Source organism: Pseudomonas sp. AC193 (genome assembly GCF_979258075.1).
This window is the reverse complement of sequence record NZ_OZ409832.1, coordinates 5872234-5896915: the sequence shown is the minus strand read 5'-3', so window position 1 is coordinate 5896915 and position 24682 is coordinate 5872234. Positions and strand designations below refer to the sequence as shown.

General features: G+C 59.6%; 21 protein-coding genes, 2 pseudogenes and 1 riboswitch. Of the genes and pseudogenes, 10 read left to right on the top strand and 13 right to left on the bottom strand.

Annotation, left to right across the window (positions count from 1 at the left end; genetic code table 11):
* Positions 1-253: 253 nt before the first annotated feature.
* The 6 genes and pseudogenes from fba to tkt form a co-directional block, all read right to left on the bottom strand.
* Positions 254-1319: pseudogene (gene fba, locus ACZZ0D_RS26475) on the bottom strand (class II fructose-bisphosphate aldolase).
* 252 nt (positions 1320-1571) lie between these two features.
* Positions 1572-1904: pseudogene (locus ACZZ0D_RS26470) on the bottom strand (MliC family protein).
* 57 nt (positions 1905-1961) lie between these two features.
* Positions 1962-2183: a hypothetical protein gene (locus ACZZ0D_RS26465; protein ID WP_007913756.1), complete on the bottom strand. Its 222-nt coding sequence runs from the start codon at positions 2181-2183 to the stop codon at positions 1962-1964.
* A gap of 34 nt (positions 2184-2217) precedes the next feature.
* Entirely contained in the window at positions 2218-3381 is a 1164-nt protein-coding gene (locus tag ACZZ0D_RS26460) for a phosphoglycerate kinase (protein WP_008081033.1), read from the bottom strand.
* Positions 3382-3393: 12 nt separating this feature from the next.
* A complete protein-coding gene (gene epd / locus ACZZ0D_RS26455) occupies positions 3394-4446 on the bottom strand; it encodes an erythrose-4-phosphate dehydrogenase (protein WP_401240154.1) in 1053 nt (350 codons plus the stop codon).
* Positions 4447-4598: 152 nt separating this feature from the next.
* Entirely contained in the window at positions 4599-6596 is a 1998-nt protein-coding gene (gene tkt, locus ACZZ0D_RS26450) for a transketolase (RefSeq protein WP_282355594.1), read from the bottom strand.
* Positions 6597-6879: 283 nt separating this feature from the next.
* On the opposite strand from tkt, the gene ACZZ0D_RS26445 reads away from it, so the two are divergent.
* The 4 genes from ACZZ0D_RS26445 to ACZZ0D_RS26430 all read left to right on the top strand — a co-directional run bounded on the left by ACZZ0D_RS26445 (position 6880) and on the right by ACZZ0D_RS26430 (position 11491).
* The gene (locus ACZZ0D_RS26445; RefSeq protein ID WP_016987232.1) at positions 6880-7875 is read left to right on the top strand and encodes an ArsR/SmtB family transcription factor; all 996 of its coding nucleotides are present in this window, start codon (positions 6880-6882) and stop codon (positions 7873-7875) included.
* Between the two features lie 18 nt (positions 7876-7893).
* Positions 7894-9084 (top strand): methionine adenosyltransferase, encoded by a 1191-nt coding sequence (gene metK, locus ACZZ0D_RS26440; RefSeq protein WP_053124627.1) that lies wholly within the window; start codon positions 7894-7896, stop codon positions 9082-9084.
* 237 nt (positions 9085-9321) lie between these two features.
* Positions 9322-10998, top strand: coding sequence for an NAD-dependent DNA ligase LigB (ligB, locus tag ACZZ0D_RS26435; RefSeq protein ID WP_463554658.1), 1677 nt, complete (start codon positions 9322-9324; stop codon positions 10996-10998).
* A gap of 97 nt (positions 10999-11095) precedes the next feature.
* The gene (locus tag ACZZ0D_RS26430) at positions 11096-11491 is read left to right on the top strand and encodes a DUF1090 domain-containing protein (protein WP_463554657.1); all 396 of its coding nucleotides are present in this window, start codon (positions 11096-11098) and stop codon (positions 11489-11491) included.
* Positions 11492-11658: 167 nt separating this feature from the next.
* Here ACZZ0D_RS26430 and ACZZ0D_RS26425 read toward each other — a convergent pair whose 3' ends face one another.
* Positions 11659-12108 carry a c-type cytochrome gene (locus ACZZ0D_RS26425; protein ID WP_463554656.1) on the bottom strand — a complete coding sequence of 150 codons (450 nt, stop codon included), beginning with the start codon at positions 12106-12108 and terminating at the stop codon, positions 11659-11661.
* Positions 12109-12235: 127 nt separating this feature from the next.
* Here ACZZ0D_RS26425 and mltA point away from each other — a divergent pair, with 127 nt between their 5' ends.
* A complete protein-coding gene (gene mltA / locus ACZZ0D_RS26420) occupies positions 12236-13414 on the top strand; it encodes a murein transglycosylase A (RefSeq protein ID WP_463554655.1) in 1179 nt (392 codons plus the stop codon).
* Between the two features lie 121 nt (positions 13415-13535).
* Here mltA and ACZZ0D_RS26415 read toward each other — a convergent pair whose 3' ends face one another.
* Complete coding sequence (locus ACZZ0D_RS26415) at positions 13536-13919, bottom strand: MAPEG family protein (RefSeq protein WP_053124636.1); 384 nt, start codon at positions 13917-13919, stop codon at positions 13536-13538.
* A 39-nt stretch (positions 13920-13958) separates the two neighbouring features.
* Positions 13959-14792, bottom strand: coding sequence for an EamA family transporter (locus ACZZ0D_RS26410; protein WP_463554654.1), 834 nt, complete (start codon positions 14790-14792; stop codon positions 13959-13961).
* Positions 14793-15105: 313 nt separating this feature from the next.
* Between ACZZ0D_RS26410 and ACZZ0D_RS26405 the strand changes: the two genes are divergently transcribed.
* Positions 15106-16275 carry an MFS transporter gene (locus ACZZ0D_RS26405; RefSeq protein WP_463554653.1) on the top strand — a complete coding sequence of 390 codons (1170 nt, stop codon included), beginning with the start codon at positions 15106-15108 and terminating at the stop codon, positions 16273-16275.
* Positions 16276-16513: 238 nt separating this feature from the next.
* Positions 16514-17776 carry a cation:proton antiporter gene (locus ACZZ0D_RS26400; protein ID WP_159811860.1) on the top strand — a complete coding sequence of 421 codons (1263 nt, stop codon included), beginning with the start codon at positions 16514-16516 and terminating at the stop codon, positions 17774-17776.
* Between the two features lie 4 nt (positions 17777-17780).
* On the opposite strand, the gene ACZZ0D_RS26395 is transcribed toward ACZZ0D_RS26400, so the two are convergent.
* Complete coding sequence (locus ACZZ0D_RS26395; protein ID WP_463554652.1) at positions 17781-19079, bottom strand: amidase; 1299 nt, start codon at positions 19077-19079, stop codon at positions 17781-17783.
* The gene (locus tag ACZZ0D_RS26390) at positions 19066-19482 is read right to left on the bottom strand and encodes a VOC family protein (protein ID WP_463554651.1); all 417 of its coding nucleotides are present in this window, start codon (positions 19480-19482) and stop codon (positions 19066-19068) included. Before ACZZ0D_RS26390 ends, ACZZ0D_RS26395 begins: the two co-directional genes overlap by 14 nt.
* Before the next feature lie 112 nt (positions 19483-19594).
* On the opposite strand from ACZZ0D_RS26390, the gene ACZZ0D_RS26385 reads away from it, so the two are divergent.
* Positions 19595-20344, top strand: coding sequence for a LysR substrate-binding domain-containing protein (locus ACZZ0D_RS26385; RefSeq protein ID WP_463554650.1), 750 nt, complete (start codon positions 19595-19597; stop codon positions 20342-20344).
* A 112-nt stretch (positions 20345-20456) separates the two neighbouring features.
* Here the strand turns inward: ACZZ0D_RS26385 and ACZZ0D_RS26380 are convergent, their stop codons facing one another.
* Positions 20457-21347, bottom strand: a complete 891-nt coding sequence (locus ACZZ0D_RS26380; RefSeq protein ID WP_053124651.1) for a formate/nitrite transporter family protein — start codon at positions 21345-21347, stop codon at positions 20457-20459.
* 175 nt (positions 21348-21522) lie between these two features.
* Complete coding sequence (locus ACZZ0D_RS26375) at positions 21523-21930, bottom strand: acyl-CoA thioesterase (protein WP_016984776.1); 408 nt, start codon at positions 21928-21930, stop codon at positions 21523-21525.
* 198 nt (positions 21931-22128) lie between these two features.
* A riboswitch (S-adenosyl-L-homocysteine riboswitch) is annotated at positions 22129-22228 on the top strand.
* A gap of 23 nt (positions 22229-22251) precedes the next feature.
* Between ACZZ0D_RS26375 and ahcY the strand changes: the two genes are divergently transcribed.
* Positions 22252-23661 carry an adenosylhomocysteinase gene (gene ahcY / locus ACZZ0D_RS26370; RefSeq protein ID WP_159811865.1) on the top strand — a complete coding sequence of 470 codons (1410 nt, stop codon included), beginning with the start codon at positions 22252-22254 and terminating at the stop codon, positions 23659-23661.
* Positions 23662-23820: 159 nt separating this feature from the next.
* The gene (gene metF, locus ACZZ0D_RS26365) at positions 23821-24666 is read left to right on the top strand and encodes a methylenetetrahydrofolate reductase [NAD(P)H] (RefSeq protein ID WP_463554649.1); all 846 of its coding nucleotides are present in this window, start codon (positions 23821-23823) and stop codon (positions 24664-24666) included.
* The last annotated feature ends 16 nt before the right edge of the window (positions 24667-24682 follow it).

The window sequence follows — 24682 nt, the reverse complement described above, 5'->3', positions numbered from 1 at the left end:
TGTGAGAATTGGCCTGTCAACGTTGACGGTCTGACAGCCACCCAATTTCCTACAGCCCACATCCGATCCAACTGTAGGAGTGAGCCTGCTCGCGATGACGAACCAACATCCAACATCTGTGCTGACTGACCCACCGCCATCGCGAGCAGGCTCACTCCTACAGGGGTTCAGCTATGCGTCACAGACTGCGTACAACCCACCCACAAAAAAACCCGCCTCTCGGCGGGTTTCTTTAACAGGTCAAACCAAACGCTTAGTTAACCTTAGCGTTCAACTCACCTTTCAGATAACGCTGATACATCGCTTCCAGCGAGATCGGTTTGATCTTCGAAGCATTACCCGCAGTACCGAACGCTTCATAACGAGCGATACACACATCACGCATCGCCGTCACGGTCGCGCCGAAGAATTTACGTGGGTCGAATTCGCTCGGGTTGGTGGCCATCAGGCGACGCATTGCGCCGGTGGACGCCAGACGCAGGTCGGTGTCGATGTTGACCTTGCGCACGCCGTACTTGATGCCTTCGACGATTTCTTCAACCGGTACGCCGTAGGTTTCTTTGATGTCGCCGCCGTACTGGTTGATGATCGCCAGCCACTCTTGTGGCACCGAAGAAGAACCGTGCATCACCAGGTGGGTGTTCGGGATGCGTTTGTGGATTTCCTTGATACGGTCGATCGCCAACACGTCGCCAGTAGGTGGCTTGGTGAACTTGTAGGCGCCGTGGCTGGTGCCGATGGCGATGGCCAGGGCATCGACCTGGGTGCGTTTGACGAAGTCAGCGGCTTCTTCCGGGTCGGTCAGCATTTGGCTGTGATCCAGAACGCCTTCGGCGCCGATGCCGTCTTCTTCACCGGCCATGCCGGTTTCCAGCGAACCCAGGCAGCCCAGCTCGCCTTCTACCGAAACGCCGCAGGCGTGAGCCATGGCCACGGTTTGTTGGGTAACGCGGACGTTGTAGTCGTAGTCGGTTGGGGTCTTGCCGTCTTCGCCCAGCGAGCCGTCCATCATGACCGAGCTGAAGCCCAGTTGGATCGAGCGCTGGCAGACGTCAGGGCTGGTGCCGTGGTCCTGGTGCATGCACACCGGGATGTGCGGGAACTCTTCGATCGCGGCCAGGATCAGGTGACGCAGGAATGGTGCGCCGGCGTATTTGCGAGCGCCGGCCGAAGCCTGAACGATCACCGGGGAGTCAGTCTTGTCAGCGGCTTCCATGATGGCGCGCATCTGCTCAAGGTTGTTGACGTTGAAGGCTGGAACGCCGTAGCCGAATTCGGCTGCGTCGTCCGAACATCTGGCGCATGCTGATAAGTGCCATTGTGTGTGTCTCTCCCGGTTGAGGGTCGTTAATCGTGCCAGCCTGCCGGAGCGGCGGCGGCTATTCAAGTGATTGCAGATCGGGGGTTGAGGCCCGGTCTGGTGATTCGATAAAGCCAATTCTTAATTAGTGCGCAGAACCCCTGTAGGAGTGAGCCTGCTCGCGATAGCCATCTTGCAGTCAATATTGCAGCGACTGTCATACCGCTATCGCGAGCAGGCTCACTCCTACAATGGGCCTGCGGTGTGTCAATTACTCGGCTTTGCAGCCGCGGCCGATCAGGTCATTGGTGGCGACCCAGTACACCAGGCCTTCCTCTCCCTTGACGTGAAACGCCAGCATGCCGTCGCTGTACAGCGTGCCCGAAGCGCCCGGCTCTTCTTTCAGGCGATAAACCTGATCACCGCCACCCAGTCGAACGTCGACTTCCTTCTTGTTGGCATCAGCGTAGCGCCACAGCACTTTGGCCTGGCTGTCGCAGGTTCAGGTCGTCCAGTTATCCGCCGGGGCAGACGACTGAAACAGGTTCAACTGCGCGCAACCGCCCAACAATGCCAACGCCGCAATGGCGATCAAGCCTTTCATCCGTGTTCCTCGACTGACGGCGCACGCCGCCAGCCCTGAGTTAAAGAGTCAGACCCGTCAAGGACAACCATGTTCCTTGGCCGGGGTTTGCGTCTCGTATTTGTCCAGACCGTCCGGGCCCGAGCGCTTGTTCAGCACCGGGTTGGTTTCGGCCTGCCAGTCGGCCTGATAACAGCCCTTCTGCGACTCGCTCGGCGCCGGCGTAGCTTCGGCCTTCGGGTTACTCCCGCAGGCCGCCAGCGTACCGGTCAGCAACAACAGTGCTAACGACTTGACCATGTGAACACTCCTTTGCCTGGCCAAACGGGCGGCCTCAGGCCTTGGCCCGGCTTTCCAGGACTTCTACGGCTGGCAGCACTTTGCCCTCGACGAATTCAAGGAACGCGCCACCACCGGTGGAAATGTAGGAGATTTGCTCAGCCACGCCATATTTATCGATGGCGGCCAGGGTGTCGCCACCGCCAGCAATCGAGAATGCCGAGCTTTCCGCGATGGCCTGAGCCAGCACTTTGGTGCCGTTGCCAAACTGGTCGAATTCAAACACGCCGACCGGGCCGTTCCACAGAATGGTTTTCGACGATTTCAGCAGTTCGGCGAAGTTGGCTGCGGTTTGCGGGCCGATGTCCAGAATCATATCGTCAGCAGCGACGTCAGCGATCAGCTTGACGGTGGCTTCAGCGGTTTCAGCGAATTCTTTGGCAACCACCACGTCAACCGGCAATGGCACGCTGACTTTGGCGGCGATTGCACGCGCGGTGTCGAGCAGATCCGGTTCGTACAGCGACTTGCCCACCGGGTGGCCAGCGGCCGCGAGGAAGGTGTTGGCGATGCCGCCGCCGACGATCAGCTGATTGCAGATCTGGCTCAGGCTGTTCAGCACGTCGAGTTTGGTCGACACCTTGGAGCCGGCAACGATGGCTGCCATTGGCTGAGCCGGTGCGCCCAGCGCTTTACCCAGTGCATCCAGTTCAGCGGCCAACAGTGGGCCAGCAGCGGCGACTTTGGCGAACTTGGCCACGCCGTGGGTCGAACCTTCGGCGCGGTGAGCGGTGCCGAACGCGTCCATCACGAACACGTCGCACAGGGCGGCGTATTGCTGGGCCAGTTCGTCAGCGTTCTTTTTCTCGCCTTTGTTGAAGCGCACGTTTTCGAACAGCACGATGTCGCCAGCCTTGACGTCAACGCCACCGAGGTAATCAGCCACCAGCGGCACTTCGCGGCCCAGCGCTTTGCTCAGGTAGTCAGCGACAGGCTTGAGGCTGTTCTCGGCGGAGAACTCGCCTTCGGTCGGACGGCCAAGGTGCGAGCAGACCATCACGGCCGCGCCTTTTTCCAGGGCCAGCTTGATGGTCGGCAGCGAAGCCAGGATACGCGCATCGCTGGTGACAACACCGTCCTTGACTGGGACGTTGAGGTCTTCGCGGATCAATACGCGCTTACCTTGCAGATCGAGGTCGGACATCTTCAACACGGTCATGGGTCGCACTTCCTACGGTTTTTTTGAAATGGCTGTTTGCAGATAGTGTTCTGCAACGTCCAGCATTCGGTTGGCAAAACCCCATTCGTTGTCGAACCAGGCCAGGATGTTCACCAGTTTAGGGCCGGAAACACGGGTCTGACTGGCATCGACGATGGCCGAATGTGGGTCATGGTTGAAATCACAGCTGGCGTGCGGCAACTCGGTATACGCCAGCAGGCCTTTGAGCGGGCCAGTGGTGGCGGCCTCGCGCAGGATCCGGTTGACCTCATTGGCGTCGGTCGCGGTGGCGGTCTGCATCGTGATGTCGAGGCAGGACACGTTGACCGTCGGCACGCGTACGGCTTTGGCTTGAATTCGCCCGGCAAGTTCCGGCAGCAGACGCTCGATCCCGCGCGCCAGACCAGTGGACACCGGGATCACCGACTGGAACGCCGAGCGCGTGCGGCGCAGGTCTTCGTGGTGATAGGCGTCGATCACTGGCTGATCGTTCATCGCCGAGTGAATGGTGGTGATCGACACGTAATCGAGGCCGATGGCCTTGTCGAGCAGACGCAACAGCGGCACGCCGCAGTTGGTGGTGCAGGAAGCGTTGGACACCAGCAGTTCGTCGCCGGTCAGGCAATCCTGATTGACGCCGTAAACGATGGTGGCGTCGACATCCGCCTCGCTGGCCATCGGCTGCGAGAACAACACGCGTGGCGCGCCGGCGTCGAGAAAGCGCTGGCCGTCTTCGCGGGTGTTGTAGGCACCGGAACACTCAAGCACCAGATCGACGCCAAGCGACGCCCAATCGATGCCTTCGGGGGTAGCACTGCGCAGAACCTTCACGCAGTCGCCATTAATATAGAGACAATCGCCTTCTACTCGCACCTCGCCGGGAAAACGGCCGTGGGTGGAGTCGAAGCGTGTCAGGTATTCGATGCTGGCCATGTCCGCCAGATCGTTGATCGCGACAATTTCAAACCCGGCTTTCTCGCCTCGCTCAAACAACGCACGCAAGACGCAACGACCAATCCGGCCGTAGCCGTTGAGTGCAACTTTGTAGGGACGCGGTTGAGGCATGGGGTTCTCGATTACCGTGGTGAATCACAAAGCTCTTTATTGTCTGAACCGACGCTATCGCGAGCAGGCTCACTCCTACACGGGCAACGTAAAACCCTGTAGGAGTGAGCCTGCTCGCGATGGCGTCAGCCCGGACAACACAACTGTCGGACTTAGTCTTCCAGCAGTTCTTCAGCCTGACCCAGGATGTTTTCCAGGGTGAAGCCGAACTCTTCGAACAGTGCCGAAGCCGGAGCCGATTCGCCGTAAGTGGTCATGCCGATCACGCGACCTTCCAGACCCACGTACTTGAACCAGAAGTCGGCGTGCGCCGCTTCGATCGCGATCCGCGCGCCAACCTGCAACGGCAGCACGTCCTGCTTGTAGCCAGCGTCCTGAGCGTCGAACACGCTGGTGCACGGCATCGAAACAACGCGCACTTTGCGGCCCTGCTCGGTCAGCTTGTCGTAAGCCTGAACCGCCAGACCGACTTCCGAACCGGTCGAAATCAGGATCAGCTCAGGCTCGCCTGCGCAGTCCTTCAGTACATAACCGCCACGGCTGATGGCGGCGATCTGGCCGGCATCGCGTTCCTGGTGTTGCAGGTTCTGACGCGAGAAGATCAGCGCCGAAGGGCCGTCCTTGCGCTCCAGAGCGTTTTTCCAGGCCACCGCCGATTCAACGGCATCGGCTGGACGCCAGGTGTCGAGGTTCGGTGTAGTACGCAGGCTGGTCAGTTGCTCGATCGGCTGGTGCGTCGGGCCGTCTTCGCCCAGACCGATGGAGTCGTGGGTGTAGACGTGGATGACTTGCTTCTTCATCAGCGCGGACATGCGCACGGCGTTGCGGGCGTATTCCATGAACATCAGGAAGGTCGCGCCGTAAGGCACCAGGCCGCCGTGCAGGGTCACGCCGTTCATGATTGCGGTCATGCCGAATTCGCGCACGCCGTAGTACATGTAGTTGCCGCTGGCATCTTCAGCGCTGACGCCTTTGCAACCTTTCCACAGGGTCAGGTTGGAACCGGCGAGGTCAGCGGAGCCGCCAAGCAGTTCCGGCAGCAGCGGGCCGAAGGCGTTCAGGGTGTTCTGGCTGGCTTTACGGCTGGCGATGGTTTCGCCTTTGGCCGCGACTTCAGCGATGTAGGCCGAGGCTTTTTCGGAGAAGTCAGCCGGCAGTTCACCGCTCAGACGACGGATCAGTTCGTTGGCTTCGGTCGGGAACGCAGCGGAGTAAGCAGCGAAACGCTGATCCCACTCGGCTTCGGCCGCGCGACCTTTTTCCTTGGCATCCCACTCGGCATAGATGTCGGCCGGGATTTCGAACGGGCCGTAGTTCCAGTTCAGCGCCTTGCGGGTCAGCGCGATTTCTGCGTCACCCAATGGGGCGCCGTGGCAGTCTTCTTTGCCCTGCTTGTTCGGCGAACCGAAACCGATGGTGGTCTTGCAGCAGATCAGGGTCGGCAGCGGGCTCTTGCGCGCGGTTTCGATGGCAGTCTTGATCTCTTCCGGGTCGTGACCGTCAACGTTGCGGATCACTTGCCAGTTGTAGGCTTCGAAACGCTTCGGGGTGTCATCGGTGAACCAGCCTTCGACTTCGCCGTCGATGGAGATGCCGTTGTCATCGTAGAAAGCGATCAGCTTGCCCAGACCCAACGTACCGGCCAGGGAAGCGACTTCGTGGGAAATGCCTTCCATCATGCAGCCATCACCCAGGAACACGTAGGTGTGGTGGTCGACGATGTCGTGGCCAGGACGGTTGAACTGCGCGCCCAGGACTTTTTCAGCCAGGGCAAAACCGACGGCGTTGGCCAGACCCTGACCCAACGGGCCAGTGGTGGTTTCAACGCCCGGGGTGTAACCGAATTCCGGGTGGCCCGGGGTGCGGCTGTGCAATTGACGGAACTGCTTGAGGTCGTCGATCGACAGGTCGTAACCGGTCAGGTGCAGCAGCGAGTAGATCAACATCGAGCCGTGGCCGTTGGACAGCACGAAGCGGTCACGGTCGGCGAACGATGGATTGCTCGGGTTGTGCTTGAGGTAGTCGCGCCAAAGCACTTCGGCGATATCTGCCATACCCATAGGTGCACCGGGATGGCCGCTGTTGGCTTTTTGCACGGCATCCATGCTGAGGGCACGAATGGCGTTGGCACGCTCACGACGGCTAGGCATCGCTGATCTCCTGGGGTTCTGAAACTAAGGGTGAATAATCGGAACGGAAAAAAGGCGAGCATTTTCCCTCACCGGGACGCCTCGGGGCAATGATAGATAGTCATCGGCAGGCGTTTTTCCCATGCTTAACGGCGGTTTCGGCTGGTGAAACCTTTCCGCTGTTCGTTTGTAGAGTGAACCGCTTGGTTAGAAGTGCAATAAAAAGCGCCATTGATCGAGCAATATCAAAACTTTTTGATATTGCCCTTGCGAGGAATTCTCACCGTCACTAGACTGCGGCCCTATGAATTTACGCGTGCCTTCCATTCGCCATGACGATTGCGACGAGCTGGCGGCCCTGTGCAAGGCCGGCGGCGATCCGTTGCGGCTGAATGTATTGCGCGCGCTGGCCAACGACTCGTTTGGTGTATTGGAGCTGGCGCAGATTTTCGGCATCGGTCAGTCCGGCATGAGTCATCACCTTAAAGTGTTGGCGCAGGCTGATCTGGTGGCAACACGCCGCGAAGGCAACGCGATTTTTTATCGCCGCGCCCTGCCCCACACCGAATTGCTTGGCGGCAAATTGCACGCGGCATTGTTAGAAGAAGTCGACAACCTCGACCTGCCTGACGACGTGCAAGCGCGGATCGAACAGGTGCACGGCCAACGTGCCGCCGCCAGTCAGGACTTTTTCGCCCGGGTCGCGGAGAAATTTCGCGCCCAGCAAGACTTGATCGCCGGCCTGCCGCAGTACCGCGACAGCGTGCTGGCCCTGCTCGACAAACTGAACTTCAATGGTGCGGCCACGGCCATTGAAGTCGGCCCCGGCGATGGTGCTTTTCTGCCGGAACTGGCGCGTCGCTTCGGCACCGTAACCGCGCTGGACAACAGCCCGGCGATGCTCGAACTGGCGCGTCAGGTATGTGAACGTGAACAGCTGGCTAACGTCAGCCTGCAATTGGCCGATGCATTGAACGGCACAAGCCTTCAGGCCGATTGCGTGGTGTTGAACATGGTGTTGCACCATTTCGCCGCGCCGGCCGATGCGCTCAAGCACATGGCCGACCTGCTGCAACCGGGCGGTAGTCTGCTCGTGACAGAGTTATGTAGCCACAACCAGAGTTGGGCCAGGGAGGCCTGCGGTGATCTATGGTTGGGGTTTGAACAGGACGATTTGGCCCGTTGGGCCACCGCTGCGGGACTCGTTCCCGGGGAAAGCCTCTATGTAGGCTTACGTAATGGTTTCCAGATCCAGGTTCGCCACTTTCAGCGACCGGCTGGCGACACTCACCATCGGTAAATTCAGGAAAACATCGAGATGAGCGAATACTCCCTCTTCACCTCCGAGTCCGTGTCTGAAGGACATCCGGACAAAATCGCCGACCAGATTTCCGATGCGGTGCTGGACGCCATCATTACCCAGGACAAACACGCACGCGTTGCCGTGGAAACTCTGGTCAAGACTGGCGTGGCCATCGTTGCCGGTGAAGTGACCACCAGCGCCTGGGTCGATCTGGAAGAGATCGTGCGTAACGTGATTCTCGACATCGGCTACGACAGCTCCGACGTCGGCTTCGACGGCGCGACCTGCGGCGTGATGAACATCATCGGCAAGCAGTCCCCAGACATCAACCAAGGTGTTGACCGTGCCAAGCCTGAAGATCAGGGCGCCGGCGACCAGGGCCTGATGTTCGGCTATGCCAGCAACGAAACCGACGTTTTGATGCCAGCACCGATCACCTTCTCGCACCAGTTGGTGCAGCGCCAGGCCGAAGCCCGTAAATCGGGTCTGCTGCCTTGGCTGCGCCCGGACGCCAAGTCGCAAGTGACTTGCCGTTACGAAGGCGGCAAGGTTGTCGGTATCGACGCGGTTGTTCTGTCGACCCAGCACAACCCTGAAGTGTCGTACAAAGACCTGCGCGAAGGCGTGATGGAGCTGATCGTCAAGCACGTGCTGCCTGCCGAACTGCTGAGCAAAGACACCCAGTTCCACATCAACCCGACCGGCCAGTTCATCATTGGCGGCCCGGTAGGTGACTGCGGTCTGACCGGTCGCAAGATCATCGTCGACAGCTACGGCGGCATGGCCCGTCACGGCGGCGGCGCGTTCTCCGGTAAAGATCCATCGAAGGTTGACCGTTCGGCTGCCTACGCTGGCCGTTACGTTGCCAAGAACATCGTCGCTGCCGGCCTGGCCGAGCGTTGCGAGATTCAGGTGTCCTACGCGATCGGCGTGGCTCAGCCTACTTCGATCTCGCTGAACACCTTCGGTACCGGCAAGATCAGCGACGACAAGATCGTCAAACTGGTGCGTGAAGTGTTCGACCTGCGTCCATACGCAATCACCACCATGCTCGACCTGCTGCACCCGATGTACCAGGAAACTGCAGCGTACGGCCACTTCGGTCGCACGCCAGAGACCAAGACCGTTGGCGAAGACACCTTCACCACGTTCACCTGGGAAAAAACCGACCGCGCCGACGCCCTGCGCGCTGCTGCTGGTCTGTAAGACTTTCCCCGGCGGCACAAAAAGCCCCGCACGGTTCGCGCCGTGCGGGGCTTTTTTATGACTGAAATACGTTGTCGAATTCAACCCAAAACCCTGTGGGAGCCGGGCTTGCCCGCGAAGAGGCCGGCAAGATCCACATCAAATCCCGCCCAGACACACCTCGCAAAACACCCCACCTACCGAACTCACCATCGTCTTCTAACCTTCAATCATTCCCCTCGAGCAAGGACGCTCACGATGCTTGCCACGCTGCGCCTGTTATTTATTGTCCTGCTGATGCCCGCAACATTCAGCGCCCACGCCACCTGCCCGAACTGGCCCGGGCCCCAAGCCCAACGCGAAATCACCACCCTGCAAAAACAGATCAACCAATGGGACGACGCCTACCACCGCGAAGGCCGTTCACTGATTGCCGACGAACTCTACGACCAATCCGTTGCGCAATTGAACGAATGGCGGGCGTGTTTCAACCTGCCCTCGCCGCCCGATCCCTTGCGCACAGCCGCAGGCTCGGTTGCACACCCCATCGCCCATACCGGTCTGGATAAAATCCACAAAGATGAGGCCGTGGGTGCATGGCTACATGATCGCAAGGATGTCTGGATTCAACCCAAAGTCGACGGTGTTGCCGTGACGCTGATTTATCGCGCGGGCGTTTTGCAACAAGCCATCAGCCGTGGCGACGGGATTACCGGGCAGGACTGGACAGCCTCAGCACAAAAGATCGGTGCCATCCCGCAACGCCTGTCACAACCTTTGGATTTGCTGGTGCAGGGCGAACTCTACTGGCGCTTGAACCAGCACGTGCAAGCTCGATCCGGCAGCGTTAACGCTCGCGCCACCGTCGCCGGCCTGATGGGGCGAAAATCGTTGGATGCCGAGCAAGCTTCCGGGGTTGGATTGTTCGTTTGGGACTGGCCCCAAGGCCCAGCGCAATTGCCCGAGCGAATCGCCACGTTGGCGACGCTGGGTTTCGCCACGATTGAACCGTACAGCCACCCCGTCACCGAATTTGCTGCAGCGCAGAAATGGCGCGATCACTGGTATCGCTCGCCCCTGCCCTTTGCCACTGACGGCGTGGTATTGCGCCAGAGCCAACGACCACCCGCCGAGCGCTGGCAGGTGCGCGCTCCCTATTGGGCAATTGCCTGGAAATATCCTTTTGCTCAAGCGCTGGCCGAAGTACGCAAGGTCAATTTCAAGATCGGGCGCACCGGGCGCATCACGCCGGTGCTCGAACTCAAACCCGTCATGCTCGATGACCGCGAAATCAAACGGGTCAGCGCCAGCTCCTTCAAGCGCTGGCAAGACCTCGATATTCGCCCCGGCGATCAAGTGTCAATCAGCCTCGCCGGCCTGACCATTCCACGGCTCGACAGCGTTGTGCTGCGCGCGACCGAACGCGCAGACCTCAACATCCCCGTCGCCGATGACTTCCACGCGCTGAGTTGCTGGCAACCCACCCCCGGTTGTGAAAGCCAGTTTCTCGCACGACTGACCTGGCTCAGTAGCAAGCAAGGGCTGGCGATGCAGAATGTCGGGCGCGGCACTTGGGAGAAACTTCTCGAAACACGCCGCGTGAACAACCTGCTGGATTGGTTAACCCTCGACGCGCCAGAGCTTGCTAACATTAGCGGCTTCGGCGAGCGCAGCAGCGCGCGTTTGCTCAACAGTTTTAACAGCGCGCGCCAACGGCCGTTCACTCAATGGCTGAAAGCTTTGGGCATGCCGCCAACCGGTCAGGCACAACTGCCTGACTCGTGGCAGGCGCTGGCACAACGTGACACTGAACAATGGCAGGCAGAAGCCGGTATCGGCCCGGGACGCGCGGCGCAATTGAGCGCATTCTTTCGCGACCCGCAAGTGCTGGCTCTGAGTGAAACCTTACAGGCCGCCGCAATCGACGGTTTCTGAACACGCAACCCCCGCAAGCCGGGAACCCAACGGCCGGCAAAGCGCTCCAACAGCGCAGTGCCCTACCGTCCCGATTGCCTTTGCACATGGAGCTTTTATGAAATTTCTCGCACCGCTCGCCCTGCTGACCCTTTGCGGCGTAATGGCCACCCCTGTAATGGCCGACGAAGACGCTCCGGGCCTGACCGGCTGCGCCGCCAAGAAGCAAGGCATCATGAACCAGATCGAACAGGCCAAATCCCGTGGCAATGCCGATCAGCAGGCCGGTCTGGAAACTGCACTGAATGAAGTGACCAAGAACTGCACCGACGCTGGCCTGAAAAAAGAGCGCGAAAATAAAGTGCTCGAAGCCAAACACGAAGTGAGCCAGCGCCAGGCTGATCTCGACAAGGCGATGAAGAAAGGCGATCCGGAAAAGATCAACAAGCGCAAAGACAAACTCGCCGAGTCGCGCAAAGAACTGCAAGACGCGCTGGATGAAATCGATAAGTAATTGATGGCCCTGTGGCGAGGGGATTCATCCCCGTTCGGCGGCGAAGCCGTCGCAAATCCGGCCGGTCGGGTCTGACTGAAAAAACTCGGCTGTATAGTTTTGGGGCTGCTTCGCAGCCCAACGGGGATAAATCCCCTCGCCACAAAAGTATTCAGCGGCCTCAGGAATTAATGATCCCGAAACTGTTTATGGCAAGCGCTGCAGGCGTCTTCAACCTTCTGCACCGCAGGCCCGAGGTTACTGGCCTTGTACGGCTGAACCTGGCTGGCGGTCACCAATTCACCGGTGGCCGCTTCCAGCTTGCGGGCCATTTCCTGAAACTGCGCCTGTTTTTGCCAGACATCGTCCTTGGCGCTGGTGTGATCTTCTTCGCGCACCTGCGGGAAATGCTTCCACGGCTCATGGGACAGCGCATCGAGTTTGACCGCGCCTTCGGCGAATTTCGGCCCGTCGAACGGAATGCGTCCGCGCAACATGCCACCGAGGTCTTCGCCGGTTTTGAGCATTTTTTTGAAGATTGCCTTGCGTTGACCCAGTGGAGAGTTCGGATCGACACCGCCGCAGGCGGACAAGGTCAGACAGGCCAGCAATACAACAGAAAGTCTTTTAAGAGTCATGGTGGCTTCAGGTCACGGAATCGGCGGCCAGTATCCCCGCGTCACCGACAAACACCAATAGCCCTATTAAAATTAAGGGTTGTCTGAACGCATGGAGCATTCGGGCGACCGGCACAGGAATTACTCCATGAACAGCCGCTTCAAGGCCTGGCGTCACCCACTGATCGCAACCCTTCCGCTGCTGGCGATCCTCGCCGGCTGCACCGGTGGCGAGACTGCCAAGCCGAAAACCCACGCACTGGCCACTTACTCCAGCGCCACGTGGGAAGCACTGCCGGTTGTGTCCGACAGCGATCTGGTGGCAGGTTTTGGCTCGTGGCGCAGCGCCTGCACCCGACTCAAGGCTGATACGGTCTGGGGCCCGACCTGCGCAGCGGCAGCCAATGTGCCGCAGAGCGCCGACGAGATTCGCGCCTTTCTCAAACAGAACCTCGATGTCTTCGGCCTGCGCGCTGAAAACGACAATCCCAACGGCTTGATCACCGGTTACTACGAACCGGTCTACCCCGGCAGCCTGACTCCAACCGACGTAGCGAATGTCCCGGTGTACGGCGTGCCCGAAGACATGATCATCGTCTCGCTCGACAGCATCTATCCGGAATTGAAGGGCAAACGCCTGCGCGGTCGTCTCGAAGGTCGCGTGCTCAAACCTTACGACGACGCCGCGACCATCGAAGCCAAAGGTGTGAAAGCCCCAGTGGTGGCTTACCTGACTGATCCAATGAACCTGCAATTCCTGCAAATTCAGGGTTCCGGTCGCATCCAGACTCAGGACGGCAAACAGCTGCGCATTGCTTACGCCGATCAGAACGGTCATCCGTACCGACCGATTGGTCGTTGGCTGGTCGAGCAAGGCGAGTTGAAGAAAGAAGACGTGACCATGAGCGCGATCAGCAATTGGGCCAAGGCCAACCCGGCGCGCATCCCGGAACTGCTGGGCAGCAACCCGAGCTATGTGTTCTTCACCCGTAACCCGGACAGCAACGAAGGCCCGCGCGGTTCGCTGAACGTACCGCTAACGGCTGGCTATAGCGCGGCGGTGGATCGCAAGGTGATTCCGTTGGGCAGTCTGTTGTGGCTGTCGACCACGCGCCCGGATGGCACCGCATTGGTTCGACCGGTCGCGGCGCAGGACACCGGCGGCGCGATTGCTGGCGAGGTGCGTGCGGATCTGTTTTGGGGCACGGGTGATGCAGCCGGGCAACTGGCCGGGGACATGAAACAGCAGGGACAAATCTGGATGCTCTGGCCAAAAGGCGCGCCGCTGCCGCAAGTGCCGCAGGTGGCTGATACAGAGAAGAAGTAAGCCCTGAGATTATCGATGGCTGTTAGATAGCCTTCGCGAGCAAGCCCGCTCCCACATGGATAGGTATTCCAACTGTGGGAGCGGGCTTGCTCGCGAAGAGGCCATCAGCCACACCCAATAATCAAACCGACACAAAGAAGAACGAAGCAATCAACCCCATCCCCACAAACCACACCAGCGAACGCAAGATCGCCCAGTCGGCCAGATAGCAAATGATGTACAGCAGGCGACTGGTGATAAACATCACCGCCAGCACATTCACTGTCACCAACTGCGCAGTCCCCACCAGATGCGCGACGAGCACCGCCGCGGCAAACGCCGGCATCACTTCAAAGCTGTTCAATTGCGCCGCATGCGCCCGCCGAGCCACACCATTCAGGCTTTCGAGAAAGTCGCGCGGATCATGATTGTCACTCAGCCGATAGCCGCCAACAGCCTTGGCCACGCCTGTGCAGACATACGGCAAAAATATCGCGATCAACACACACCACAGAGCCACCGTCATAACGCCGTCCTTTTTTCGAGTTATAGAATTCGCGGGCTGTCAGAACTTCATGATCAGCATGCCAATCAGCACCAGCCCACAGGCTAAGAGCCGCGGTCGGCCGAAAGGTTCTTTGAGGTAGCGCATACCGAACAGCACCACCAGGATCACGCTGATCTCACGCAACGCCGCCGCTTCGGCAATCGAGCCCAATTGCATTGCCCACAGCACCAGAGCGTAGCTGGCCAACACGCAGAAGCCCACCGCCAGACCGAGCTTCCATTGCTCGCGCCAGAACAGCATGAACGCCGGACGCTTGGCGACCCACGCCAGCAACGGAAACGGCCAGGCGCTGAGCAGCGTGACCCAGACCAGATAATCCAGCGGATGCGACCAGCGCCGCAGCGCCTGGCCATCGATGTAGGTGTAGCAACCGATGCACAGGCCAATCAGCGCCACCACGGGCAGCATCGACCACGGCAAGTGCTTGCCACCACCGCCCTGCCAAAGCAGGCCGGCCATGCCCACCGGAATCAGCATGATCCCGAAGATCTGCTGGGTGGTGAGCACCTCACCGGCGAAGATCAGGGTCAGCGCCAGCACCACCAGCGGCGACAGTCCGCGCATCAGTGGATAGACCAGCCCCAGATCCCCCACCCGATACGCTTGAATCAACAAATAGCGATAGAGCAGTTCAAACGCCGCCGACGCCAGAATCCATGGCCAGATTTCCATGGGCGGCAGGCTCACAAACGGAAACGCGATGGCGACGACCAGCAGCGCCACGGTGTCCATGCACGCCACCACCAGCAGCCGCTCGGCGCTGAATTTGATCAACGTATTCCACGTCGCATGCAACAGCGCCGCCATCAATACCAAAGCTGTCGCCAGCACGTCTTGCTCCTTATTTTTATAATTCCCGTGTAGGAGCTGCCGCAGGCAGCGATCTTTTGATCCTGATTTTTAAGAGCAAGATCAAAAGATCGCAGCCTGCGGCAGCTCCTACAGTGAAAATCGATAATTCGAATAGTCAGATTATTGATTCGCGATGTGTCAGCAGCTGTTTATACTGCAAGCGACCACGCCGCACTCAGTTGCGCACAGAAAAATTCCAATAATTCCCGCCTGCACCGCCTCTCTCCGAGAACGGTCGATGGCCTGCGTACGCCTGATCACAGCGTCAAGACTACCGACAGAGACCTTGCGCATGCCACTCGCTTTGCTTGCCCTCGCTGTTGCCGCATTCGGCATCGGCACCACTGAATTCGTCATCATGGGCCTGCTGCCCGACGTCGCCCGCGACCTCGCCGTGAGCATTCCCCACGCTGGTTTGTTGATCACCGGGTACGCGCTGGGCGTGGTTTTCGGCGCGCCGATCCTGGCGATCGGTACCGCCAACATGCCGCGCAAAGCGACACTGCTGGGCATGACGCTGATGTTCATCCTCGGCAACATCCTCTGCGCCCTCGCCCCGAACTACGCGACGCTGATGGCTGCACGCGTGGTCACGGCGCTGTGCCACGGTGCGTTTTTCGGCATCGGCTCGGTGGTTGCCGCCGGGCTCGTTGCGCCGAACAAACGTGCGCAAGCAATTGCGATGATGTTCACCGGCCTGACTTTGGCCAACGTCCTCGGCGTGCCATTGGGCACAGCGCTCGGCCAGTACGCCGGGTGGCGATCGACGTTCTGGGCAGTGTCGGTGATCGGCGTCATCGCCGCCCTCGCGCAGTGGTTCTGGCTGCCGAAACACATCCCGATGGACAAGGCCAACCTCGCCAGCGAGTTCAAAGTGCTGGGCAAGGTCAATGTGCTGCTGGCGCTGGGCATGAGCGTGCTGGCCTCGACCAGTCTGTTCAGCGTGTTCACCTACATCGCGCCGATCCTGCAGGACATCACCGGCGTCAGCCCGCACGGCGTGACCGTGATGTTGCTGTTGTTCGGCGTGGGTTTGACCGGCGGCAGCATGCTCGGTGGACGTCTGGCCGATAGCCGTTTGCTGCCTTCACTGGTCGGCGTGGCATTGGCGGTTGTGGTGATTCTGGCGGCGTTCAGTCAGACCAGTCGTTCGGTGGTACCGGCGGCGATCACGCTGGTGCTGTGGGGGATATTCGCTTTTGCGCTGTGCCCGATTTTGCAGTTGCTGATTATTGATCAGGCGCATGAAGCGCCGAATCTGGGTTCGACGTTGAACCAGAGTGCCTTCAATCTGGGTAACGCGGCGGGCGCGTGGATCGGCGGGCTGGTGGTGGCCAGCGGTGCGGATCTGGCGGATCTGCCGTGGACGGGGGCGCTGGTCGGCGGGTTGACGGTGCTGACGGCGCTTTTGTTTATTTATCTGCAACGTCGAGGGGCGGTTGCGGTCAATGTCTCCAGCTAGCCCTCACCCTAACCCTCTCCCGGAGGGAGAGGGGACTGACCGAGGTGAATGTCGAGCTACGCCGACGTGAAACTTCGAGTCGAACTCAGGATTTGAACTCGACCAAGATCGGCTCCCTCTCCCTCCGGGAGAGGGCTGGGGTGAGGGAAGCTTGTGCCCTCAGCCACTGTCACCCCATCAAACCCTTGCGCCCAAGCATGGCCGCACCTCAAAAACCCCTCCATCCAAAGGACCCCGGATGCTTGAACTTGTCGCCGCTTTCATCTGCCTCACCACCCTCCTCACCTTCGTCAACTTCCGCTTCATCGGACTGCCGCCGACCATCGGCGTGATGGTCACCGCGCTGCTGTTCTCGCTGATCCTGCAAGGCCTGAGCGTACTCGGCTACCCCGGTCTCGAAGAACGCGTGCAGCAACTGATCGGCCAGATCGACTTCGGCGATCTGCTGATGAACTGGATGCTCTCGTTCCTGCTGTTCGCCGGCGCCTTGCACGTCAACCTCAACGACTTGCGCAGCTACCGCTGGCCGATTGGCCTGCTGGCGACCTTCGGTGTGTTGATCGCCACCACGGTGATCGGCAGCCTCGCCTTTTACATCTTTGCCCTGTTCGGCTGGCACGTGAGTTTTCTTTACTGCCTGCTGTTCGGCGCGCTGATTTCGCCCACCGACCCGATCGCGGTGCTCGGCGTGTTGCGTACCGCCAACGCCTCGAAACCACTGAAAACCACCATCGTCGGCGAGTCGCTGTTCAACGACGGCACGGCGGTTGTGGTGTTCACCGTGTTGCTCGGCATCGCCCAACTCGGCGAAACCCCGACCGTCAGCGCCACGGCCATGCTGTTCGTTCACGAAGCGATTGGCGGTGTGCTGTTCGGCGGGCTGATCGGTTACCTGGTCTATCGGATGATCAAAAGCATCGAGCAGCACCAGATCACCGTGATGCTGACGCTGGCGCTGGTCATCGGCGGTTCGGCGATGGCCACCGAGATTCATGTGTCAGCGCCGATCGCGATGGTGGTCGCCGGTCTGATCATCGGCAACGTCGGGCGCAATCTGGCGATGAACGAAATGACTCGTCGTTATCTCGACGGTTTCTGGGAATTGCTCGATGACATGCTCAACGCGCTGCTGTTCGCGCTGATCGGCATGGAGCTGTTGCTGCTGCCGTTCAACTGGTTGCACATGGCCGCGGCTGGTGTGTTGGCGGTGGCGATTCTGTTGTCGCGTCTGCTCACCGTCGCTCCGGCGATTCTGCTGCTACGGCGCTGGCGCACAGTGCCCGCCGGCACCATCCGCATTCTGACCTGGGGTGGTTTGCGCGGCGGTGTTTCGGTGGCACTGGCGCTGGCCCTGCCGCTGGGGCCGGAGCGCGATTTGCTGCTGAGCATCACCTACATCGTGGTGCTGTCGTCGATCCTGCTGCAGGGCCTGACCATCGGCAAACTGGTCAAGCATGCGACGCGCAATGAGCCGAAAGCGGCGACTGAATCTGCGCACTGACGCATCACTGTGGCGCCGCCTGGCGGGCAGTGCTCAGCACTGCCTCAACCTGCCCGGCAGCGTGTAACAGATGACTGTCAGCTCTGAACGCGCCAATCATTTGCAGGCCAATGGGCAACGCCCCGGTCTTGCGGACGAGAGGAAGGTTGATTTGCGGTAAGCCAAACGCCATCCAGAACTTGCTGAAATCGGATGGGCCCGTCGCGCCAAGCCCCAACGGCGCGACGATACCGCAGCTCGCACCCAGCACGGCGTCGAACGGTTGGAATATCAGCTCCAACACCGCGGCTAACGTTGCCAAGCGCTTCTTCGCGGCTGACTCTTGCGCCCACGTCGTCAGACGGGCGCGCTCGATCATCGCCAATAATTCCTCACTGAGTTGGTCAGGGTGCGCTTGCAGCTCTTTGGCCAGTGATCGAGCGCCCTCGCAATCGTTGATCAACAGATGATCATCGAATACCGACGCAAACGCCTCAGGCAGCACCACCTCAAGGACTTGATGGCCCGCCATTCGCAAATCCTCAACCGCGGCTTCCAGTGCCGTGGCTACCTCTTCATCAACCTGATCCCAACGCGCCGTACGACAGAAGCCGAACGTGCAAACGCTCTGTTGATGAGCAAGCGTCGGGAGACTGGGGATCAAGACTTGCGCCATCAGCTCGAGATCGCGCACCGAGCGGCCATACCAACCCACCGTGTCGAAACTCGGCGCCAATGGCTTTACCCCTTCCAGCGAAACCAGCCCGTACGAAGGTTTGAGCGCATACAGACCGCAGTAGGATGCTGGCTTGATCAACGACCCGGCGGTCTGCGTGCCCAACGCGAGCGGAAAAAAACCGGCCGCCATCCCCGCTGCCGAGCCGGCACTGGAGCTTCCGGGTGTTCTGTCGAGATCATGCGGATTGCGAGTTGGCCCGGTGTGCATGTAAGCGAATTCGGTGGTGTGGGTCTTGCCCATGATCACCGCCCCGGCCTGGCGCAGCAGTGCGACGACATGGGCATCACGCGAAGGACGATTGTCCTCATAGATCGGCGAGTAGAAACGGGTCGGATGATCCACGGTGTCATAGATGTCCTTGACCCCCACCGGCACACCCGCCAGCAGGCCTTTCGCGTGACCGTTCTGCAGTTGGCGAGCCTGGCGGCGTACCTCTTCCGGGTCGAACGAAACAAACGCTTTTATGATGGGCTCGCGCGTATCGACGCATTCAAGAAAATGCTCGGCAACGGTCTCCGCATTCACGTCAGCGCAACGCACGCTTTCGGCAATGGCGGTGGCATCAGCCTGATCAAAATTGTGCATAAACACCCTGCAAGTCAGTGAAGCCCTTTATCTCAATCGGATTTCCGGCAGGATCCAGAAAAAACATCGTGGCTTGCTCACCGGGCTCTCCGGGAAAGCGAATGTGTGGACGAAGCACAAATTGCACCTGACCTTCGATCAAGCGCTCCTTCAACGCAACCCAGTCCGACATCTCGAGGATCACGCCGAGATGGGGCATCGGCACGTCATGCTCGCCGACTTTCCCGGTGTTGCTGACCGCAAAGGGTTCGCCCAAGTGCAACGACAATTGATGGCCGAAAAAATCGAAATCGACCCAGGTCTCGGTACTGCGACCTTCTTTACACCCCAGCAAGCCTCCATAAAAATCGCGGGAAACCTGCAAATCGCGGACGTGCATAGCGAGATGAAAAATCGACTGCATTAAGAACTCCTGACGATCACCGGGCGATGGAAACAGCGGAATGCTTGAAGACTGTGCGGTTTCGATCAAAAGAGATAGCCTGTAATTCTTACTGCTATCGAAAGCATTTCTTATGGATACGCGATATTTAAAGAGCCTGATCACCGTCGTCGAATGCGGCTCGATCGCCCATGCTGCGCGAATTGAAGGACTGACGGCCGCCGCAATCAGTCAGCGCATTCTCGCGCTCGAACGGCAGCTCGGTTTTGAGCTGTTATCCCGCGTCGGGCATGCCGCCAAGCCGAGTCAGGCCTGTCTCGGTCTGTTGCCCAGAGCCAGACGTATCGTTCGTGAAGTGGCCTTATTGGCGGGAGACGCTGACGGCGCGGGGCTGACCGGACAGTTGCGAATCGGCGCGATTTCCACGGTTCTGACCGGGCTGATGCCGGAAGCATTGCGCGCGCTGACCGTGTCGGCGCCGGGTTTGACGCCGGTGATCGTGCCGGGAACATCGCGATCGCTGTATCAGGCACTTCTTTCAGGCGAGGTGGACGCGGCGATCCTCGTCGCTCCGCCGTTCGAATTGCCCAAAGCCCTGCAAGCGGTGTCCCTGCGCAAGGAACCGCTGGTGTTTCTGTCGAAAGAAAAGTCCTCGAATAGAATCACTGCGCAACTCATGAGCCAGCCTTACATCCGCTACGACCCGGACGCCTGGGGCGGCCGCTATGCCGAGCAATATCTGGCGGATCAAGGATTGAAGCCGACACCACTGGTCGATCTGGATGCGCTGGAGACCATTGCCATGCTGGTGACGGGCGGCATGGGTGTGAGCCTCGTGCCCTATTGGTCGGTTTTGAGCAATGGGGCCATCAATGCGCAGTGAGCCAGATTGGCAATGATCGCTATGACCGCGAGATCGCGCTGATCAGCCCGGCCCAGACCGATCGGCCAAACATGATCAGCGCTTTGTGCGCGGCACTTTCAACGACCACGCCTCATCGCTCGGAATCCTTCTTCGACTCGCCTTGATCCTCATCAGGGCCGCTGGATTTCGGCGTCCCGCTCTCACTGCGAATCTGCGCGTGGCTGATCAACGCAAAGATAAAACTGCCGCCGATGATATTCCCCGCCAGCGTCGGCCCGGCGAAGACCATCCAGAAATCACTCCACGGCAACTCGCCGGCAAACACCAGGTACGAAACCTCCGCCGAACCGACGACGATGTGGGTGAAGTCGCCGAGCGCCATCAGGTAAGTGATGAGGATGATGATCCACATCTTCGCGCTCTCCATGGACGGGATCATCCAGACCATGGTGGCGATCATCCAGCCGGACACGATGCCTTTGGCGAACATCTGGCTGGCGTGGTTTTCCATGACCTTGCGGCCTATTTCGAGGAAGGCGTGATCGGTCTTGGTGTCGAAGATCGGCAGTTCGAGCATCACGTACGCCACCAGAATCGTGCCGCAGAGGTTGCCGACCAGCACCACCGTCCACAGACGAATCAGCCGGCCGAAGTTTTGAAGGGTCGGTTTGGTCATCACCGGCAGCACGGCGGTCAGGGTATTTTCGGTGAACAGTTGCTGGCGTGCGAGGATCACCGCGAGGAAACCGGCGCAGTAGCCGAAACTGGCGATCACTTTGAATTCGTCACCGTCGGGCAGGCGCGAGTTGAGCAGGCCCATGCCCATCAGCGACAGGCCCATGGTCAACCCGGCCGCCAGCGCCGACCACCAGAGTGCGGCGATGCTGCGCTCCAGCTCCTGATCGCCTTGCGAGCGGATGATTTCATGCAGAACGGCCGCGCGGGGCGGCTGGTTTTTCTCGACTTCGTGCTGTTCTTTGGCCGAGAGATCGGGGGTCTTGCCGTCGGTAGGGGTGGTCATGGCGTGGGAACCGTGGGGGTGGTGTTTAGCTACGACTCCCGCGGCTCACGACTGTTCAGTGGCCAGATGAAGATTCGGTGGCTGCACGACCGCATTCGCGAGCAAGCCCGCTCCCACAGGGGAACGCATTCCAAATGTGGGAGCGGGCTTGCTCGCGAAGGGCGCGCCGCCGATGTCACTTGGTAACGAGTTCATCTTCCTGGAACTGGTCTTTGACGTATTTGATTTCGGTGCGGCCGTGCGGTGCCGGCAAACCGTCTTCACCGAGGTTCACAAACACCATTTTCTCGACGGTGAGAATGCTCTTGCGGGTGATCTTGTTGCGCACTTCGCAGGTCAGGGTGATCGAGGTGCGGCCGAACTCGGTGGCGGTGATGCCCAGTTCGATGATGTCGCCCTGGCGCGAGGCGCTGACGAAGTTGATTTCGGAAATGTACTTGGTCACCACGCGCTGATTGCCCAGTTGCACGATGGCGTAGATCGCCGCTTCCTCGTCGATCCAGCGCAACAGGCTGCCACCGAACAGGGTGCCGTTGGGGTTGAGGTCTTCGGGTTTTACCCATTTGCGGGTGTGGAAATTCATCTTCACTCCTGAGTGTCTTGCCGAACGATGGGCGGTATTTTGGCAGACTGAGCGGTCATGCTCCATGCGGCTTCGACTATGGTCGCCATTAGCGATCTTCATCTGGCCGACAGAAACCCTTTGGAAGATCAGTCTAGACGGCTATAATCGCCACCGTTTCAAAACGGTCATCTTCAATTGATACCGTTTTCCCGCCACCTGTCCGAGGGGCGCTGCAGCAGGTTCAACCTGTCAGGCTCGGATGGGGCGTTGACCGGCCTGAGGCTGGACACTAAACGCACAACGGCGCCCATTCGCATACATTACGAATGGAGGCTCTTCATGAGCGCTGTTATCACGCCTGCAGATTTTAACGATTACAAAGTTGCCGACATGTCCCTGGCTGCCTGGGGCCGTCGCGAAACCATCATCGCCGAATCGGAAATGCCGGCTCTGATGGGTCTGCGTCGCAAGTACTCCGGCGAACAGCCGTTGAAAGGCGCCAAGATCCTCGGCTGCATCCACATGACCATTCAGACTGCCGTGCTGATCGAAACCCTGGTTGCCCTGGGTGCCGAAGTACGCTGGTCGTCGTGCAACATTTTCTCGACTCAGGATCAGGCCGCTGCCGCTATCGCTGCTGCCGGCATCCCGGTTTTCGCCTGGAAAGGCGAAACTGAAGAAGAGTACGAGTGGTGCCTGGAACAAACCATCCTGAAGGATGGCGCGCCATGGGACGCCAACATGATCCTCGACGACGGCGGCGACCTGACTCAGTTGCTGCACGACAAGTACCCACAAGTACTGGATCGCGTACACGGCGTGACCGAAGAAACCACCACCGGCGTACACCGTCTGCTGGACATGCTGGCCAAGGGCGAACTGCGCATCCCGGCCATCAACGTCAACGACTCGGTGACCAAGTCCAAGAACGACAACAAGTACGGCTGCCGTCACAGCCTGAACGATGCGATCAAGCGCGGTACCGACCACCTGCTGTCCGGCAAGCAAGCGCTGGTCATCGGTTACGGTGACGTGGGCAAGGGCTCCGCGCAGTCCCTGCGTCAGGAAGGCATGATCGTTAAAGTCTCCGAAGTTGACCCGATCTGCGCCATGCAAGCGTGCATGGACGGTTTCGAACTGGTGTCGCCGTTCATCGACGGTATCAACGACGGTTCCGAAGCGAGCATCGACAAAGCACTGCTGGGCAAGATCGACCTGATCGTGACCACCACCGGTAACGTCAATGTCTGCGACTCGAACATGCTCAAAGCTCTGAAGAAGCGCGCCGTTGTCTGCAACATCGGTCACTTCGACAACGAAATCGACACCGCTTTCATGCGCAAGAACTGGGCATGGGAAGAAGTGAAGCCACAGGTACACAAGATCCACCGTACCGGCCCGGGCGCTTTCGACGCGCAGAACGACGACTACCTGATCCTGCTGGCCGAAGGCCGTCTGGTGAACCTGGGTAACGCCACTGGCCACCCAAGCCGCATCATGGACGGTTCGTTCGCCAACCAGGTTCTGGCGCAGATCTTCCTGTTCGACCAGAAGTACGCCGACCTGTCGCCAGCCCAGAAAGCCGAGCGTCTGACCGTTGAAGTACTGCCGAAGAAACTCGACGAAGAAGTGGCCCTGGAAATGGTTCGCGGCTTCGGTGGCGTGGTTACTCAACTGACCAAGCAACAGGCTGACTACATCGGCGTCACCGTCGAAGGCCCGTTCAAGCCGCACGCTTACCGCTACTAACAGGCGCTGATTGCTCGCTTTCCCTGTGGGAGCGGGCTTGCTCGCGAAGGCGGATTCACATTCGACATCTGTGTTGTCTGACCCGCCGCTTTCGCGAGCAAGCCCGCTCCCACACGGGACTGCAGCGCCTCGAAGGTTCTTGTTTCCAAGGGTATGACCATGTCCCAAGACCGTCGCTACAGCTTCGAGTTCTTCCCGACCAAGACCGATGCTGGGCATGAAAAACTGCTCGCCACTGCCCGTCAGTTGGCCACTTACAACCCTGATTTCTTTTCCTGCACCTATGGCGCTGGTGGTTCGACCCGTGATCGCACCCTCAACACCGTTCTGCAACTGGAAAGCGAAGTCAAAGTACCGGCCGCACCGCACCTGTCGTGCGTCGGCGACAGCAAGGACGACCTGCGCGGCCTGCTGAACGAGTACAAGGCTGCCGGCATCAAGCGCATCGTCGCCCTGCGTGGTGACCTGCCGTCCGGCATGGGCATGACCAGCGGTGAGCTGCGTCACGCCAATGAACTGGTTGAATTCATTCGTGAAGAAACCGGCGATCATTTCCACATCGAAGTCGCCGCTTACCCGGAGATGCATCCGCAAGCGCGCAACTACGAAGACGATCTGGCCAACTTCGTGCGCAAAGCCAAGGCTGGCGCCGACAGCGCGATCACCCAGTACTTCTTCAACGCCGACAGCTACTTCTATTTTGTCGACCGTTTGCAGGCACAGGGTGTCCATCTGCCAATCGTTCCGGGGATCATGCCGATCACCAACTACAGCAAACTCGCGCGCTTCTCCGATGCCTGCGGTGCGGAAATTCCGCGCTGGATCCGCAAGCAACTGGAAGCCTACGGCGATGACACGCAAAGCATTCAGCGCTTTGGTGAGCAAGTCGTCAGCGAGATGTGCGAGCGCCTGTTGCAGGGCGGCGCACCGGGGCTGCACTTCTATTCCATGAACCAGGCTGAACCGAGTCTGGCGATCTGGAATAACCTGAAGTTGCCGCGCTAAGTTTCAAAGAAAGATC